Source organism: Halorubrum ejinorense, from assembly GCF_055389685.1.
On record NZ_AP043776.1, the window covers coordinates 167,944 to 184,450 of the forward strand.

The window sequence follows — 16,507 nt, forward strand, 5'->3', positions numbered from 1 at the left end:
CACTCACAGTTGGCGACTCGGCTCAATCGGTCAAGTGCCAGTGTTCTTGGTGATGTTGACGTCTTGGTGAACGCAGGTCTCGTCTTGCGCCAGGAGGGCCCTCCAAACCTTACCGTACCGTATGATCATATCGTAATCGAATACTCCATTCAGGCGGACGCATCGACTGAGTAGAGCGTTACGATCCTTTCTACTCCGGCTTCACAACCTTCTCACAGGACGGGCACTCCGCGAAGATGCCCGTGTTCCCGTCTGCTTGTTCGTACTCAATGAGCTTCCAGGCCGCTGAGATCTCTTGTTCGCAGCTCGGACAATGTCCAAGTGCCGGCGGACTGTCGGTCATTAGGGGGGAAGGAGGAGCGTGTGACTCTCCTTCCATCCGGCCGTTTAGTTTCATCTGTCATAAACACTCGGCGGGAATGTGTGGTGAGTGCTGGCCGCGAATCACGACAGATGATTCATTTTCCTCTGTAGAAAGTTAACCAACAATTCTCAATATACCCTATCACTGTTGGTTAAGACTGGGATCTGTTAACCACAAGACTACAGTTTACGGCAGCACACTTTTACAGTAGCACAAAGTAACAGTAACTATGCCAATGGAAATCGATGAGTTCGAAGAAGAGACAAATGGGGAAGAACTCACCACTGGAGAGGCTATCGTCGAATTCCTCCTTGAGAACGATGGGAAGGCGTGGAAGCGGAGTGAAATCGCTGAGGCCATTGACCGCGATCCGAACACTGTGGCGACGAACCTCAGCCGATTGAAGAGTCGCGGGCTTGTCCGACACCGCAAGAATCACTGGGCGATCACCAACGACCGTGAGCGCCTTGACGAAGCAATTCGCTTCTCCAACGCTCTTACTGGTCTGAATGAGGCATTTGGTCCAATAATCGAAAGTGAAGAGGACGCCCAGGCGTGGAGTGAGTCGCAGCCAGATGAGCCACATCCGTCCGAGGTTGACGACGAGGAAGTAGATGAAACGCGGACCATTGAGATTGAGGACCTGGATTCCGACGGATGAACGTCTCACATGGGGGTAGAGAATACGGGGTCGGTGATGTAGTCTGGACGGTCGACCCGTTCAAACTCGGTGGTGATGTCTCGCGGATGTTCACTATCGTGACCACAGAGACACATCCGTTTCAGGGCAAGCAATTCGTGGGCGTAACGCTCACAACAACAGACCACTTGATCGGCCACCCGCTATCTAACGAACACTGGGAGATGGGTGGTACACCAGAACCCTCACGAATTCTTCCCCTCTCTATCCACTCACCCCGGACGTCGCAGATCCAAGCCCCACTGGATTATGACAGTATCTCTGACCCATGGCAAGGACGTCTCACGGAAGGTCTCATGAAGAAAGTCGTTGGCGAGATACTCTTCGCGTTCAACAAAGACGTTGGTTGGGTATAGCTCTAATCTGGGGTTTTGAATATCTGTTACGCTTCTTGCGGGGACCCAGGATCTGTCATCAGCCCGTCTTGTGTGCGAATCACCTGATATACTTTCTGACGGTGGGGGCCTTACCGTCCGAGCAATCGAGTTAGAAACCCACTGGAGCCGTTTTCTGCCTCGGTGGTCTCCTCATTGCTGGATTCAGAATCATCACCGCCCATCTTGGCTGCTGTCTCGTCGCTCAGCAACTCTTCAACTGAGAATCCGACCCACTCCGCAAACTCCTTAGGAGCACCAATGTACACGCTTGTCGCTGATTTCTCAGACATGAACCGCTTTGGAAGTCGTTTTTCGTAGTCGTACACCTCGTACCCCTCCCGATCGAAGTTCGCTGTGATGGCCCCCGGTTCAGATTCGAAGGTGACGCGACCACCCTGGATATCTCGTTGCCACATCAGCCGACCTGTGTTGTACTCTTTCTCTGCCGGCTCATCAGCCGGGAAGTAGTCCGGCTCCTCTCGGCCGGCCTTCTCATAGAAGTCACGCATGATCTGCCGGACATCCTCAATTGTCCCACTCCCGTTGGTCCAAGGCTTCTCAGTCACCATCCGCCGGGCCACGTAACTGAAGATCGGATTCTGCCGTTCCAACACCTCAGACAGATCTTCTTGTGCTTCCCGGAAGCCAGGGTCCTCTGGATTTGATGGGAACGAGACGTCCATGCTGAGAATCTTCATCCGATTCCGGAACTCCGACTTCGGAAGCGCATCATTCGTGGTAAAGATGAGACACGGCTGGTCGACACTTGTGGGGGTCCAATCACTCCAATAATTCCGAATCGGGCTCCAGCGCTGGATCTTCTCTTTTTCCGCGTCGATGATAGCGTACGGGAAACACGTATCCCACTCACGAATCCCACGGACTTCCTTGACCCCGATCTCGTCAGCGTCAACACCAGAAATGACTGTGTTGTCAGAAATGAGCCGGAGGATATACTCGGTGAGCTTGTCTTTGCCTGCGTCGCTTTTGCCCTCAATGTACAGGTGCTGGAGGACGTTATCAAGTGTCCGAGACGGTGATGATAGCGCCTCTGCGTACTGGTTCGCGAACGGCGCCCAGAACCCGTAGAGAAACGCCTCGTACATCTGTGACATCACCGCCTCCTCAGATTGGGTGTGGCCGTGGTTCCTGACGGTCAGGATGTAGTCCTCGATTGTTTCGAGACAGTGGTCGAGGACTTCTGGGGTCGGTTCCTCAGTCGCAACAAGGATCATCTCATCGTCTTCGCCGATCACAACCTGCTCGGCCTCTGGGAGGACAGACATCGTTGGAATCGATGTCGACTCTTTAACCTCGCGGGTGTACGCGCTCATCGGAGCTGTAATACTGTGATCTTCGACGGTGGCTCCGCTATCGCGGAGTCTCGATCCGAATTTGTCTGCGGTGTCTCTGTCGACTTTGCTCGTCCCCATTCGGATCTTCTCATCTGCGGTGCGCACGCGCGGTCGGTCAAGCCCGTCAGTCAGCTCTGTTTCATGATCCGACTCAATCAGTCCGACATCTGGTGCTTCTTCGGCAGTGTCATCGCGTTCATCCTCTGATTCGTCGACATCACTCGGCTCCACGACACTGCGGTCAGCGTTTTCAGGTTCCTCAACGAATGCGACAGTCTCGTCTGCCTCATCTGGATCGTCGACAACGGCAGTCACCTGATCAGCGACCTCTTTTAGATCCTCGACAGCGTCCTGATTGAGCGCAGCAGTGTCACTCACGTCAAGATCGCCGGCCCCGACCCAGTACTCAATTCGATTCTCTCGCTCCTCCGGCGAATCAGCTTCCTCTAATGCTTCAACCAGTCCTTCCAAGAGTGTCTGATCGCTGTACCCCTCGCGGTATTCGTCGATGAAGCGTTTGAATTCTGAATCGAGTTCAGTACCCACCTCGGTCGTTAGTATAGCGATCTGGTTGGTGTGATATTCCCAGGAGTTCCGAGAGAGATTCGCTGACCCGTGGACGAGTTTGACTGTCTCGTCCGGCATGACGATCCGGTAAATCTTCGAATGAACCGTCTTCTGGTTCTTCAACCGGATCGTCAGGCGATCGTCTTGGCGCAACTGAACGAGTGATTTTGCGGTCGCAACTTCATTCACCCGCTCCGCATAGTCATCAGAATTACCGATGAGAACATCTAACGACCCAATGTTATACTCAGTCAGCATTTTCACCATCAGCTCCGGCGTCTCTGCGTACGTTACCGCATCAACATGGTGAGCTCCTTCGAACAAGTCCAGAAAGTCACTCCGGTCTTTCACCATCGCTAAGCGATATTTCGCCGCACCAGACCCGTAGAACTCTGGCATGTCCGGGTACTTATCGAATGAGATGTTCGCCGTTACTTCGTCCATATTTAGTGGCAATCAACTAATGTGAATAAAAACTGTGTTAAGGGTGGTGAAAGTGGAGGCCACTGGATCCACTACATCAGTGCTAACATGGATGGAACTCCCTCACTCGACTCGACCTCAGGAATATATTCGGAATAATATTAATACTGAAACTTTCTTTCTGTACAACAAGACATAAGCCGGTCTGCTCACATCAGACAGTAGAGATATTGATGGCAGGCTTAGTTTCGTGTCCCGTTTCTGGCTGCGGCTTCGAAGACACACTAAGTCAGGTCATCCACCACGTCAGTGGTGAGAGTGACCCGGCTCACTCGTGGCCTGCTATCGGGTACCAGCACTCCTACGAATTCCGTTCAGCGATGCGTGATGAGAATGCTGAGACAGTCGCTACTGACGACTCATCAGACTCAACAGCAGAGCTGACGGACCTTCCTGGCGTCGGTCCCACGCGGGCGACAGCACTCACTGAGGCTGGCTATGAGGGTATAGACGAGATTGTCGCAGGGTCGTTACTCACCCTAATAAGCTCGACACAGCTTGGAGAACGAACCTGCCGTTGTATCTGGGCGATGGCCAATGAGGCATGCGAGAGTGAGGGCACGCTACTAGCAAACCTCGCAGACGGGCTGGATGTGCCCCGCAGTGAGGTTGCTTCAGCGTATGGTGACCTCGCACCTGTCGGGGTGCCACCAGAGGAGGCCGCCGGATCGCTCATTGAATGGTTCACGCCGTCACCACTTGCTGAAGCGCTTCAAGAGGGTGGCTACTCGATCAGGTACTACCATATGCTGGGTGAGGAGGGCTTTGAGACGCCAACTGCTGTTATTGACGCGTCTGTTGACGCGCTTACTGCCGCCCAGTATGTTGGTGAGCGCGTGGCACCATCTCTCCGTGAGGCTGTCGAAGACTGGACTGAGTCGGATGAAACGGCGGGTCAGGGACAAGATCTTGCCACTAAAGAGACGGGCGAGACCCAGACTACCGACCCTGATGACGGGACCGTAGAGGACTCGGAACAGTGTGACGAGTCTACCAGCCGTACGGATCTTGAATCACCGGCAAGCGATTCTACTGGGCACTCGGGTGACGAGCCACCCGCTCAGGAAGTACAGCCAGACGACACGGATCGAGTACCTAGAGCTCGAGCGCAAGAACTGCTGGAACGAAGTATCGGTCCTGACGCGGAGTTTCGCCCACAACAGTGGGAGGCAATTGACCGCCTCGTCAATGACAACGATCGGCTGCTGTTAGTCCAGCGGACGGGATGGGGCAAGAGTACAGTCTACTTCACGGCCACCAAGCTCCGCCGAGAGCAAGGTGCTGGTCCAACACTCATCGTGAGCCCGCTGTTGTCGCTGATGTACAACCAAGTCCAAGACGCGGAGAATCAGCTGGGACTCTCTGCGTGGACAATCAACTCCAACAACACTGACGACTGGGACGAGGCAAAGACCGCTGTCGTCGAGGGGGAGTGTGATGTCCTCCTCATCTCACCAGAGCGACTCGCAAATTCGCAGTTCCAAGAGGAGATCCTCTTAGAGATGGACGAGGAGTTCGGGCTGCTTGTCGTCGACGAGGCCCACTGTATCTCTGATTGGGGCCATGATTTTCGGCCTGACTACCGTCGCATCCAGCGTATTCTCAACGAATTGCCGGCACATCTTCCGGTGGCGGCAACGACGGCTACTGCCAATGACCGTGTCGTCGATGATATCACGACGCAGGTGCCGGATCTTGATGCGATTCGTGGGGAACTGGTTCGCGACTCACTTCGGATCCAGACCATTGAGATGGATTCGAAGGCTGAGCGGCTCGCGTGGCTCGCTGAAAATCTTGGCTCCTTCGATGGCTCGGGCATCATCTACTGCCTGACGACTGATGAAGTCGAACTCGTGGCTGAGTGGCTCCAGAAATTCGGTCACAATGTGGAGCCATACTATGGGCGTCTCGACGGCGACCGCCGACGAGAGCTTGAATCCCAGTTGATGACAAATGACGTCGACGCCCTCGTCGCAACGAACGCACTCGGGATGGGATTCAACAAGCCCGATTTGGGGTGGGTGATCCACTTCCAACGGCCACCGAACCTCATCCGATACTATCAGGAGATTGGCCGGGCTGGGCGTGCGCTCGATGAAGCGGAGGCAATCATGCTGAGCGGCGAGAGTGACGATGAGGTGGCTGAGTACTTCATCGAGCAGGCCTTCCCCGAACCGGAGGCCTTCCAGGCGGTGCTCGACACGATCGAGGCCAGCGACGCTCAACTCCATAAATACGAACTCCTCAAACACGTCAACGTCGGCTGGGGTGCTGCAGATACCTGTCTCAACATCCTGCGGGTCGAGAATGCTATCTACAAAGGCGAGAACGGGTACGAGCGGACAACTAAAGACTGGTCGTACGACCACGAGCGCATTGAATCAGTTACGCAGCATCGATGGGATGAGCTGGAGCGAATCCAAACGTTTGCGGCGACCGATGCGTGCCTGACGCGGTTCATCGACGATGAGTTGGACGGATCTCTTGAGGCAGACTGCGGGCACTGCGCCAACTGTGTTGGTGACTTTGTTCCATCGACTGTCGAGAAGCAGGAGCTGATCGATGTGGCAGTTGACCACTACAAAGGTATCTCGACCGGTGAGATCTCCTCGCGATACTACTTGCCGAAGCAGGATGGCGGTCGTTCTGTGATCGATGATGACCGCAACATGGAGGACGGCCGTGTGTTGGCGGCTCTGGATGACCCTGGTTGGGGAGCACGTGTCCGTGAGCAACGGGGTTCTGGCCAGTACAGTGCGGAGCTTGTCTCGGCTGCCGTTGAACTATTCGACGAGTGGGGGCCGTCGCCTGCGCCGGCGTGGGTGACGTCGATTCCGCTATGGGACGATACTGGGCAAGTCGCTGCGCTTGCCGAGGAGATCGCAGCGACGCTCGAGCTCCCGTATGTTGAGGCGCTAGAACAAACTGATACGGTACAACCCCGCGAAGAGTTGGCCAACTCGTATCAGAAGCGGTGGAACGTCGAAGATACGATGGCAGTGACTGCTGGTGTTCAGACCGGCCCAGTGTTGCTTATCAACGACCTTGTTGACTCACGCTGGGCATTTACTGAAGCGTCGTTTGTGCTTCGTGACGCCGGGAGTGGGCCAGTGTATCCGTTTGCGTTGGCAGAGGTGTGAACTGCCCCCGTCGTATTCTACGGATTCACCCGACGACGGTAACTCTGAGGCTGGCGCTTGACGCATGGAGGTTGGCGACTGTATGAGCGTAAACACTTAGGTTGGTGTAGGAGTGCTCAGAGAATATGGATGGGTTTCGTGGATGGGATTTCCTGATTCAGGCGACTATTAATTCAGGCGGGATGATTCGACTTCCCGAACAAGTCCAAGAGACAGTCGCGACGAACCATCTCACGAAAGGCCCTGCGATTCATTGGAGTGTAGAGAACGACAATCGGTATATCGTCCTTTCAGAGAAGCCGTTAGAAAAGGACGCCTACACAAACGTTGGCATCTACAAGATATACGATATCGAAGACGTCGACGAGAGTGGTGGGCGGATTCGGCCCCCCGGCGAGATCTCGTCAGTCTGGGCTGCGGACCCAAATCCGGGTGAGCGAGTGTTCTATCTCACACATCGGCGCATGCGTAGCGGCACGAAATCAAGCGTATACCTGCTCTCAGAAGCGCAGGTTCTCAATCTGCTGCCTGATCGGACGACCAACCCGCAGGCGAGCAAAATTACCGAATCGCTGTTCGAAGTACCTGGATTTGATAGCCAAGAGTGAGATTCCGTCCCGGCAGATGTTGAGACGGCCGTCTAAGACAGCGGCTTAGGAATCAATCGCAGTGTCATCGAACGATTTCTGTAGATTTCGTTGCCGTTTCTTCAGCGGTGGGTGGGTCGCTCGCAATCGCGACAGCAGGCCCGTTGTTTCGCCGTGGATACAGAGAGCTTGAGGGACATCGGCGGTGGGTGATTCCTGGTCACTCCCGTCAATCGATTTGAGCGCTTCCACCATCGCAGTAGGTGAAGCTGCTTCGGCTCCTTCGGCATCCGCAATGTATTCGCGATGCCGTGAGAGCGACTTTGTAAACAGTCCGAGTGGGCTACAGACGTACCGCGCTCGTTTCTCCGCCTTCTGAAGGAGGGCGTCTTCCTCACGCGGACCGAGCACGACGCCTCGACGTTGGTACATCCACGACCGGAGTGCGTACCCGGCCCAAGTCCAGAACCGAATGAGGGTTTCCTGGATTCCGGCCGTGAGCTGCATCATGATTGAATCCCGGTTTGCGATGTGTGCGATCTCGTGGCCAATAACTGCGTTTAGCTCAGCCGTGTCTTCGAGTGTCGTAAAGAGGCCGTCATGGAGGACGACATACCCGTTTTTTCGGCGCCCAAGCGCTATCGCGTTGGCGTCGGGCTGGTCGGTAACATAGAGTTCCGGGGGGTTCATCCCCCGCTTTTCCGACTCACGATCGATGAACGCTAACGCGTCATCAAGTTCTGGATGGGATTCCGCAGTCACTCGCTCAGCGTTACCCAGTATCCGACTGAGTTGGTTCGTGTAGCCACGATACGCTATCCAGCCGATTATCCCTGAAACGAGAAGGATCGTCAGTAGCCAGCCAACCGGTCCGTACGCGCTCACGAGAAAGAAAGCGGGGATCAAAAAGAGCGCTGATCCAAAGAAATAGAGCGCTGTGAGGAACCCGAAGCCCGACAGAAGTAGTCGAGCCCGACGATACGGATACTTGAGTTCAGTGGCTCCAAGTGATATGTTGGTTTTCGAATCCATAATTTGTGATTCTGTTCGGGGGTAATAGTCCCACTGGGTTAATTTCAGGTCCCATATATTTCCACCGTGGTACGACACCGAATCGAAATTCGCACGAAGTAGTGACTTCCGTTACAATTTTGTAATTCTTCGCAGCGAGCGAATCGTATACATATAAGATAATTGGGTGGTTTTAGTACCCTCCTCGTGCCAAATCAAGGTAGATGACAGAACCAGTTGGACTCCACACGCCGATCAGTATTGAGGGAGAGCCGAATGGGAATCACAGCGATCCGAGCAGTGTGGCACACGAAGTCACACAGTGTGTGGTTCCCGCGGCAGGTGAGAGCCGATGAAACGCCGAGATGTGGTTTCAGGCGCCGGAGTATCGGTCCTCGGACTTGCCACGCTCGGTACCGCTACTAACGTTGTAGCACAGACCTCGTCGGACGTTTCGATTACTTTCGATGATCAAGCTACCGACGGTACTCGGCTCACCGTCGCAGAAGTTCGAACAGATGTCGAGGCACAGTTCCGAATATTGGATTCTGAATCAACCACCCTTGCTGGACCAATTTCGCTCGACGCCGGGACGGCTACGGAGGAGTACGAGGTGGACCTTCAGCCACCGCTAACCGAGACCGAGACAGTCACCGCGAACCTGTATAACAGCGATGGGCAGGGGATCGCACGGGAGGCGGCGCGTATCACTGTTAGCGGCGAGCCGAACCTCGCACCCGGGATCGAGCCAACTCTCGTCGAGCCTGATCCAGATGCCGGGTTCAATTACCCATACTTCCTCTACGCGCCGGCGCGACGGGAAAATGAACAACAGGCTTCGATTCTCGTCCAGCCGAATAACAGCGGGCAGACGACGGACGACTTTGATGTCCAGCAACGCTCAGCACGACATCGGATCGAGGTTGGTACCTCGAGGACAATAGCCGATCGGCTTTCGGTTCCACTCTTGATTCCTGTCTTCCCGCGACCTGAGTCTGAGCCTGTTGACTGGCGCCACTACGTTCACGCGCTGGACCGCCAAACGATGCAGATCTCGGACGGTCCGCTGGAACGCGTCGACCGCCAGTTGCTACGCATGGCGGATGACGCCCGGCAGCGCCTCAGCGATCAGTCGTATCCGGTTGACGATCAGCTCATGTTGAACGGGTTTTCTGCCGCGGGCAACTTCGTTGACCGCTTTACAGTTCTCCATCCCGAGCGTGTCCGTTCCGTGACGGCTGGCGGTCTCAATGGAACCGCGATCCTCCCCTTGGAAGAGGCCGACGACCGCACACTCGACTTTCATATCGGCATTGCCGATGTTGAAGCGCTGACCGGGGAGTCTGTTGATTTGGACGCGCTGAGCGAAACGAACCAACTTCTCTACATGGGCGAAGACGACGGGAATGACACGATTCCGTACGACGACGCGTGGAGCGACGAGATGCGCGAAATCGCACTGGACGTGTACGGAGAAGCGATGGTCGCAGACCGTTTCCCGACCTGCCAGCGGGCCTACGAGCAAGCTGGAGCCGACGCCCAATTCAAAGTGTACGAGGGCGCCGGCCACTCTCCCCGTGTGGCGCTCGAAGATATCGTCGAGTTCCACCAGCGAAGTCTCGACGGTGAGGATGTCAGCGAGTTCGGCCAGCAGTTGGGTCTTCGACCGGCCTTTGAGTACACACCTGATCAGCCAACGGTTGGCAACGAAACCACCTTTGATGCGAGTTCAACGGCACCAGGTGTGGGAGCGATCCTAGCGTACACGTGGGAGCTCACTGATGATGAGACGGCGGCTGGCGAGACGATTACGCACCAGTTCACCGAGCCCGGCGAGTACGCTGTTACCCTGCGAGCGATAGACGACAAAGGCCGTGTTGAAACAACGACGACGACGGTTCGCGTCGGTGAGACCGAGACAGAACGTAGTCAGGAGTCGAATAACACGTCGACAGACGACCAAGAGCCGAATAATACTTCCTCAGACGGTCAAGAGTCGAGCAACGCGTCGACAGATGCTGGGGAGTCCTCTGAGGAGTCGACCGCCGGAACCACACCTGGATTTGGCATCGGGGTTGCTGTAACGAGTATTGTCGGCGCTGCGTATGCCCGGACCCGAATGAATGGGGATGACCAGTGAGCCTCTGTCGAATCATGAGACGCTCACTTCACCCGCTCACCGTTGTGGGTGCGGTATCGACGTCTAGCGACCACACTGGATACGATCACAGATAATGGCCCAAATAAGAACGGAGCTGAAAGACGAGTCGGCGCTGTTGAAGAAGTTCGGAGCGGAGCCGAGGTTCAATCTGCAGGAAAACTACGGAGAACAAAATTCCTACTATGGAAACGGGGACTACCCGCCGGACTGGGGCGAGCGACGGAGGGCGGTCTGGTGGTTACAGGATGGCCACTGTGGACGTTGTGGCGGTGACACGAGCAATGGCGGCCACGTCCACCACATCAATTGGCTAGCCAACGGGGGCACCAATCGACTGGAGAACCTCGTTGGACTCTGTATTGACTGTCATGCCCTCATGCACCCGACAAATCAGGATCTGAATGGGGACTGGAAGGCCGCTCCCAAATTTCCCAGCGAAGGGTCGCACGACGAGGTCGCAGTGATCAGGCGGGAGAATTTCGATTCCGGCCGGGGAGCAGAGACAGCCGTCGGCAGGGATTTCGAGACGCTCGAAGCAGAAACCAGTTCACATGAAACTACCTACACCTCAAAATCGCCTGTCTTATACGATATTCCGTCCCACCTCACTCGTCGATTCTCTGGAGGTGGTGAGTCTACCAGTGATTCCCACCCTGTATTATCGGAACTAACCAGTCTCCTCTTACTGCGCGGTCAAGTCCCGGAAAACGAGGCCCACAATACGCGCAGACTTCACATTGAGACTTCTCAGACTGGGCTGCTCGGGTGGCTTTCCTCTTTCGAACCAGACGTTGACGTCACGGTCAGCGCCGCCGAGGACACGGGACGACCGTACGACTCAGTACGCGAAACGAGAGCCCACGATGCGGATCACGAGACGGAGATCGTGTTTTCGGAGAATGTCACAGAAGCAACCGTTGAAGTTACTGGTGGCGACGGCGAACTCGTCAGCAGACGAGTGGCCTTCGACGACGAAAATCCCACGCAGTCGGTGTCTGTTTCGGTATCTCCACCCTCTCTGTCGTCTTCAACCGTTGGTGGGTATGCTCGGAGTTTCGGCGAAAAATCTCTCTTGCTCCCGCTGCTTTACGGACTGCTGGGGCTGATCTTCGTTCCCACTGCGGGCGCCGTACTCCTGTTTTCTCTATTCGGTATGATCGCTGGAGCAATTGGTTTCGTGGGATGGACCATCATTGCGCTCTTCTTTGGTGGTTCATGGGCGACGGTCGGTCAAATGGCTCTGGCAACAGTACTCTCACTCGTGGCCAGCTCTGTCGCAATAATGATCTTGGAATTTTTCGGAATCGACCTCGGCGAGTAGGCCTCTCCTTTCCGGGATCGTACTTACTCTCTCCACCCCGCAAACCCCGAATCCTGTGGCCATATTCGGCTTCAATCACGGCTCAATGAACACGCTCAGATATTCGGGTGTGTTGTGCTGAAGCACGCACCTATGCTAAAACAGAAATCTAAATTTCTGAAATCGTGGTTTCCAAAATCGGAACTTCTATTTGGACGGAGCTGTAATCGGGTGTATGGAACAATTCGTGGATCGGGACGTCGAACGTGATCAACTCACGGACTGCTACGAGTCCGAAACCGCAGACTTTGTCGTCATCTATGGCCGTCGTCGCCTCGGCAAAAGCGAGCTCGTCCGCCAGTCCATCGCTGATCAGGAAGACGCTGTATACTACCAAGCAGTTGAGTCCACGGCACAGAATCAACTCGAACAGTTCGTCGAAACTGCCACAGCACAATTCCCCTCGTTACAGAACGTCCGCCGTGACTGGGAAGCGATTCTTGAAACACTCGGTGAGGAGAACGCGATTGTGGTAATCGATGAGTTCCCATTCCTTATTGAGGAGGATGACTCGCTCCCGTCACGAATCCAGCGAGTCTGGGACACCAAGCTCCAAGAGACGGGAATGACGCTTGTCTTGGTCGGTTCTTCGATCAGTGTAATGGAAAATAAGGTGCTCTCAGGAAGCGCGCCACTGTACGGGCGACGGACAGCAACAATCGATCTCAAACCCCTCGATGTAGCTGACGCACGCAAGTTCTTCCCAGGCTATGACCCGGAGACAGCTATCACTACGTGGGCAATCTATGGGGGTACACCCTACTATCTCCAAACGATAGACCCAGATGAGACGTTAGGAACGAACGTCCAGCAGGGGGTCCTTTCAGAACAGTCCCTCCTTTACTCTGAACCGGAATTTCTCCTTCGAACCGAACTTCGACAGCCGAATACGTACTTCAGTATTCTCCGTGCCTTAGCTCACGGACGACGGACCCCGAACGAAATCGCAGGCATGGCCGGGATAGAATCTGGGTCACTCAGCACGTACCTACAGAAGCTTCGTCGGCTTCGTCTTGTTGAACGCCACATCCCAGTCACTGCGTCACCGACAGCTTCGAAACGTGGCCGATATCGTATCGCAGCGCCGTTGTTCCGGTTCTGGTTCCGGTTCGTCTACGGCAATCAGGATCAGCTTCGGATACTTGGCGACACTGCGTATGACGAATTAATTGCTCCAGAGTTAGCTGATTATGTGAGTCCGCTGTTTGAACGACTCTGCCAACGGGCACTCCCACATCTCATTGACCGACGGTTCAGTGATGTCGGTCAGTGGTGGTTCAAAGAACACGAACTGGATGTACTCGGTCTCACTGAGTCCGGGCTTGTCGCTGGTGAGTGTAAGTTCGCGTCCCAACCTGTGAGTGAGGGTGTGCTCGCCGATCTTGATCGAACAGCGTCGGAAGTCCGATGGTCAGAAGAACCAGCAGACGGGGAGACGCTGTACGTCCTGTTCAGCCGGTCCGGGTACACTGACGACCTCAAAAATACCGCTGACGCCCGTGACGATGTTCGACTGTTTGAGTTGTCCGATATTATATATTGAAACAGCCCGATAACTTCTGTCGTAACTGAAGTCGTTGACTCTCATTGAATCTGTGTAAAACCACAGTGAAGCGATTAACACTCTGAGGGGTCACTCCGTAATGTCTCAGGCTGCGTGCCCTGGTTGACCACGTCGGGGAACATATGCCTTCCAACTTCCGAGAGAGGTGTGTTCTCTGCGCGTTTAATGTGTTCTCCCGCCGTTGAGTGGTGAACATCGAGAAACGCAGCGATGTCGCTAATGGTGGCCTGATCGTCCCCAGCGTAATAGCCTAATTCGAGCGCCGCCTCAAAAGCAGCTAACTGTTGTTTCGTCAGCTCAGACCGGAGCGCATGATAATGAATGGCCTCCTCGTTGCTGATGGGACCGACATCAATATTCCGGGCTAGTCGGACGTTGTTACGGAAGTGTAAGGAGAAAGCTCCGCCCTTCAGGGCGGGGATGAATCCGACAAACGATGATACAGGCCACCGACGATAGCACGGCCTGATATTCCAACAGATACTTAATATAGCATATCTGATTACATTTGTAATGGTCACGGTGGCTGTCACCGCGAAGTTCCACAACCCGTCCCTCTCACGGCGCAAAGAGTGGCAACACGCCACTCGACTCTACCGTGACACCAAGCAATTCTGTATTGACGGATGGGAGAACGGCGACTTCGGGAAATCCGTGACCACAGCCAGCATCGACAACGACCTCTACTCGGCCATCCAGAACCAAGCCATCCGTGAGGCGAAATCCGACCACAACAAGGACGGGGAGGTTCGCTACCGAGAGAGCCAACCGTTCGCCATCAACAACCAGAACTGGGAAATCGACACGACTGAGAACGGCACAGTCGTCGTCGGCTTCCCGTGTGTCTCCCAATGGTGGTACACCCCGATAGCGGTGTACGACGACATTGCCGACCCCGTAGACCGGCTGGTGGAGGGTGACGCTGACAAGACCCGTCTACAGGTCTACCGTCGCGGCGACGACTGGTACTGTACGTTCAATGTGGAATACGACGCCGGCACGTCGGCTGAGACGCCGATCGGTGTCGATATTGGCGAACGACACATCCTCGCTGTGACAGCCTACGGCGAGGACAAGTCGATGCTCGTGTCGGGTGGTGAGGCAAAGTACGTTCGGCGCAAATATCGTTCCCTACGCGATTCGCTCTCGGAAGCGGGTGCGCTTCGCGCACGTAACCGTGTAGGTGACAAAGAACAGCGTCGAATCAAAGACCTGAATCACAAACTCTCCCGTCGCCTCATCACGTTCGCGGAACAGTTCGAGAATCCGGTGATTCGGATGGAAGACCTCGAAGGTATCCGCGAGAACAGCTCGTGGTCGGGTGTCCACTCGTGGCACTTCCACCAACTCCAACAGTTTATCACATACAAAGCCGAGCGGGCTGGCATTCGTGTTGAGCAGGTCGATGCGTACCATACCAGCCAGCGATGTTCGGCGTGTGGTTCGATGGGAACCCGTGATGGCGACCACTTTTCGTGTTCGGAGTGTGGTCGGGGACGCCACGCCGATCTGAACGCTTCGGAAAACATCGCACAACGGGAGGGTGAACCATGTACGGCGTAACAGTTCGGCTGACGCGAACCGTGCTACCTCGCTGGTTGAATAGCCGGCCGTCTTCGACGCCCGCAGATTGCGGGGAGGAAGGCCCCGTTGACAGGGCTACACGCGCTGAAAAGTACACCGTTGGTCACAACTCGGTGGCGACCGTTGACGGCCCACGCGAAAGCGTACTTGAGGCCCGAGGAAACTCGCAACCTGAATATCCCCTTCGGGGAATCCTCGCGCTTTAGCGCGGGGAGGATGTCAATCCTCATCGCACTCCTGATTCGGGGCCTACGTTTCACCGAGGCCTTCCAAATGGTGCCCCTGTCATGAGGTACCCACAGTCGAACACCACGACCAGAATACCCCGACAGATCGGTCCACTTCCGCTCCGGGGCGAGAGACTTATATCCACCCTGGCGTACCCCACATCCCGATCTCGCTGATGTCTACACACCCCCTCCACACGACTGACGACGATGTTGCCTCGCAGATCTCGATGTACTGTGGCGAGCAAGAACGGCTTCTCAATCGTGCTGACCGCACAGCGACGCCGACAGAACTCGTGTTGGCGCCGACCGAACTCCACCAACGAAACCTCCAACGGCGGCTGCGAGAGCGTACACAGCCACAGAACGCGTTTGAATTTGTCGACCCGAAAACCGTTGCGGAAGTACTGCTTGGAGCCGCAGACCCAGCCCCGACGAGCCTCGATCGCGTCGATCGCTTAGCGCTCCTCCAGTCGCTTCCGGCGGAGACAGCGGATCAGCCTCCGGGACTCCGTCCCCTGCTTTCTGCCCGTCGAGACACCCGTCCCCAACAACTCGAGCAGATCCGTTCAGAAGTCGAATCAATGACGAACTTCCATCCGGATCGGATTGCGGCGCTGCGCGATATCACCGACGAGTTTGCGACCCCCATCGCGGACGAGGCGACCACACTGGTTGATGGTGGCATCGCCGTCGAGACGTGGTTGCGCGACCGGACAGTCAAAGCGGTCTCGAAGACGGCGCTCCTCAGACGGGCGACGCGTCGCCTCATCGGCGGCGACGAGGTGTGGACCGATTGCTATCCCGATATCGAGCGGATCTCGCTCGTCGGTGTGAGCAGCATCCCGGCACCAGAAGTTGACTTCCTACATGGCCTCTGTACAGCAACGACGGCAGATATCGAACTCCACCTCCGCCCCGGAACCAGCGAGTACCTCACAACGCGACTCCCGGACCTCCTGTCCATTGACTATCCCGGGCGGGAGGTGAATCTGTGACCCACGCCCACCGCACGGCACTCACTGGT

13 protein-coding genes are annotated in these 16,507 nt (G+C 55.6%); 9 read left to right on the forward strand and 4 right to left on the reverse strand.

Features of this window, described 5'->3' with window-relative positions; genetic code table 11:
* Nucleotides 1–190: 190 nt before the first annotated feature.
* The gene (locus ACZ5KW_RS00760; RefSeq protein ID WP_442490325.1) at nucleotides 191–397 is read right to left on the reverse strand and encodes a DUF7837 family putative zinc-binding protein; all 207 of its coding nucleotides are present in this window, start codon (nucleotides 395–397) and stop codon (nucleotides 191–193) included.
* Nucleotides 398–593: 196 nt separating this feature from the next.
* Between ACZ5KW_RS00760 and ACZ5KW_RS00765 the strand changes: the two genes are divergently transcribed.
* Nucleotides 594–1,025, forward strand: coding sequence for a TrmB family transcriptional regulator (locus ACZ5KW_RS00765; protein ID WP_343778065.1), 432 nt, complete (start codon nucleotides 594–596; stop codon nucleotides 1,023–1,025).
* Nucleotides 1,022–1,420, forward strand: a complete 399-nt coding sequence (locus ACZ5KW_RS00770) for a hypothetical protein (protein ID WP_343778063.1) — start codon at nucleotides 1,022–1,024, stop codon at nucleotides 1,418–1,420. Before ACZ5KW_RS00765 ends, ACZ5KW_RS00770 begins: the two co-directional genes overlap by 4 nt.
* A 110-nt stretch (nucleotides 1,421–1,530) precedes the next feature.
* On the opposite strand, the gene ACZ5KW_RS00775 is transcribed toward ACZ5KW_RS00770, so the two are convergent.
* On the reverse strand, nucleotides 1,531–3,807 hold the full coding sequence (locus ACZ5KW_RS00775) for a phospholipase D-like domain-containing protein (protein ID WP_343778062.1): 2,277 nt from the start codon (nucleotides 3,805–3,807) through the stop codon (nucleotides 1,531–1,533).
* Nucleotides 3,808–4,166: 359 nt separating this feature from the next.
* Here ACZ5KW_RS00775 and ACZ5KW_RS00780 point away from each other — a divergent pair, with 359 nt between their 5' ends.
* Nucleotides 4,167–6,986, forward strand: coding sequence for a RecQ family ATP-dependent DNA helicase (locus ACZ5KW_RS00780; protein ID WP_343778060.1), 2,820 nt, complete (start codon nucleotides 4,167–4,169; stop codon nucleotides 6,984–6,986).
* A gap of 125 nt (nucleotides 6,987–7,111) precedes the next feature.
* Nucleotides 7,112–7,594, forward strand: a complete 483-nt coding sequence (locus ACZ5KW_RS00785) for a hypothetical protein (protein WP_343778059.1) — start codon at nucleotides 7,112–7,114, stop codon at nucleotides 7,592–7,594.
* Between the two features lie 45 nt (nucleotides 7,595–7,639).
* Here the strand turns inward: ACZ5KW_RS00785 and ACZ5KW_RS00790 are convergent, their stop codons facing one another.
* Nucleotides 7,640–8,605, reverse strand: a complete 966-nt coding sequence (locus ACZ5KW_RS00790; protein WP_343778057.1) for a M48 family metallopeptidase — start codon at nucleotides 8,603–8,605, stop codon at nucleotides 7,640–7,642.
* Between the two features lie 331 nt (nucleotides 8,606–8,936).
* On the opposite strand from ACZ5KW_RS00790, the gene ACZ5KW_RS00795 reads away from it, so the two are divergent.
* The 3 genes from ACZ5KW_RS00795 to ACZ5KW_RS00805 all read left to right on the forward strand — a co-directional run bounded on the left by ACZ5KW_RS00795 (nucleotide 8,937) and on the right by ACZ5KW_RS00805 (nucleotide 13,648).
* On the forward strand, nucleotides 8,937–10,724 hold the full coding sequence (locus tag ACZ5KW_RS00795; RefSeq protein ID WP_343778056.1) for a PKD domain-containing protein: 1,788 nt from the start codon (nucleotides 8,937–8,939) through the stop codon (nucleotides 10,722–10,724).
* Nucleotides 10,725–10,818: 94 nt separating this feature from the next.
* Nucleotides 10,819–12,066, forward strand: a complete 1,248-nt coding sequence (locus ACZ5KW_RS00800) for an HNH endonuclease (RefSeq protein ID WP_343778054.1) — start codon at nucleotides 10,819–10,821, stop codon at nucleotides 12,064–12,066.
* Between the two features lie 214 nt (nucleotides 12,067–12,280).
* On the forward strand, nucleotides 12,281–13,648 hold the full coding sequence (locus ACZ5KW_RS00805) for an ATP-binding protein (protein ID WP_343778053.1): 1,368 nt from the start codon (nucleotides 12,281–12,283) through the stop codon (nucleotides 13,646–13,648).
* A 74-nt stretch (nucleotides 13,649–13,722) separates the two neighbouring features.
* Here the strand turns inward: ACZ5KW_RS00805 and ACZ5KW_RS00810 are convergent, their stop codons facing one another.
* Nucleotides 13,723–14,256 carry a helix-turn-helix domain-containing protein gene (locus ACZ5KW_RS00810; protein WP_371153043.1) on the reverse strand — a complete coding sequence of 178 codons (534 nt, stop codon included), beginning with the start codon at nucleotides 14,254–14,256 and terminating at the stop codon, nucleotides 13,723–13,725.
* On the opposite strand from ACZ5KW_RS00810, the gene ACZ5KW_RS00815 reads away from it, so the two are divergent.
* Both ACZ5KW_RS00815 and ACZ5KW_RS00820 read left to right on the forward strand, forming a co-directional pair.
* On the forward strand, nucleotides 14,183–15,232 hold the full coding sequence (locus ACZ5KW_RS00815) for a transposase (RefSeq protein WP_343778051.1): 1,050 nt from the start codon (nucleotides 14,183–14,185) through the stop codon (nucleotides 15,230–15,232). The two genes, ACZ5KW_RS00810 and ACZ5KW_RS00815, sit on opposite strands and share 74 nt — an antisense overlap.
* 424 nt (nucleotides 15,233–15,656) lie before the next feature.
* On the forward strand, nucleotides 15,657–16,478 hold the full coding sequence (locus tag ACZ5KW_RS00820) for a hypothetical protein (protein ID WP_343778050.1): 822 nt from the start codon (nucleotides 15,657–15,659) through the stop codon (nucleotides 16,476–16,478).
* The last annotated feature ends 29 nt before the right edge of the window (nucleotides 16,479–16,507 follow it).

What these genes read in the sequence shown, in the direction of transcription:
- ACZ5KW_RS00760 (WP_442490325.1), bottom strand. Translation starts at nt 397, where the DNA reads ATGAAACTAAACGGCCGGATGGAAGGAGAGTCACACGCTCCTCCTTCC.
- ACZ5KW_RS00765 (WP_343778065.1), top strand. Translation starts at nt 594, where the DNA reads ATGCCAATGGAAATCGATGAGTTCGAAGAAGAGACAAATGGGGAAGAA.
- ACZ5KW_RS00770 (WP_343778063.1), top strand. Translation starts at nt 1,022, where the DNA reads ATGAACGTCTCACATGGGGGTAGAGAATACGGGGTCGGTGATGTAGTC.
- ACZ5KW_RS00775 (WP_343778062.1), bottom strand. Translation starts at nt 3,807, where the DNA reads ATGGACGAAGTAACGGCGAACATCTCATTCGATAAGTACCCGGACATG.
- ACZ5KW_RS00780 (WP_343778060.1), top strand. Translation starts at nt 4,167, where the DNA reads ATGCGTGATGAGAATGCTGAGACAGTCGCTACTGACGACTCATCAGAC.
- ACZ5KW_RS00785 (WP_343778059.1), top strand. Translation starts at nt 7,112, where the DNA reads ATGGATGGGTTTCGTGGATGGGATTTCCTGATTCAGGCGACTATTAAT.
- ACZ5KW_RS00790 (WP_343778057.1), bottom strand. Translation starts at nt 8,605, where the DNA reads ATGGATTCGAAAACCAACATATCACTTGGAGCCACTGAACTCAAGTAT.
- ACZ5KW_RS00795 (WP_343778056.1), top strand. Translation starts at nt 8,937, where the DNA reads ATGAAACGCCGAGATGTGGTTTCAGGCGCCGGAGTATCGGTCCTCGGA.
- ACZ5KW_RS00800 (WP_343778054.1), top strand. Translation starts at nt 10,819, where the DNA reads ATGGCCCAAATAAGAACGGAGCTGAAAGACGAGTCGGCGCTGTTGAAG.
- ACZ5KW_RS00805 (WP_343778053.1), top strand. Translation starts at nt 12,281, where the DNA reads ATGGAACAATTCGTGGATCGGGACGTCGAACGTGATCAACTCACGGAC.
- ACZ5KW_RS00815 (WP_343778051.1), top strand. Translation starts at nt 14,183, where the DNA reads ATGGTCACGGTGGCTGTCACCGCGAAGTTCCACAACCCGTCCCTCTCA.
- ACZ5KW_RS00820 (WP_343778050.1), top strand. Translation starts at nt 15,657, where the DNA reads ATGTCTACACACCCCCTCCACACGACTGACGACGATGTTGCCTCGCAG.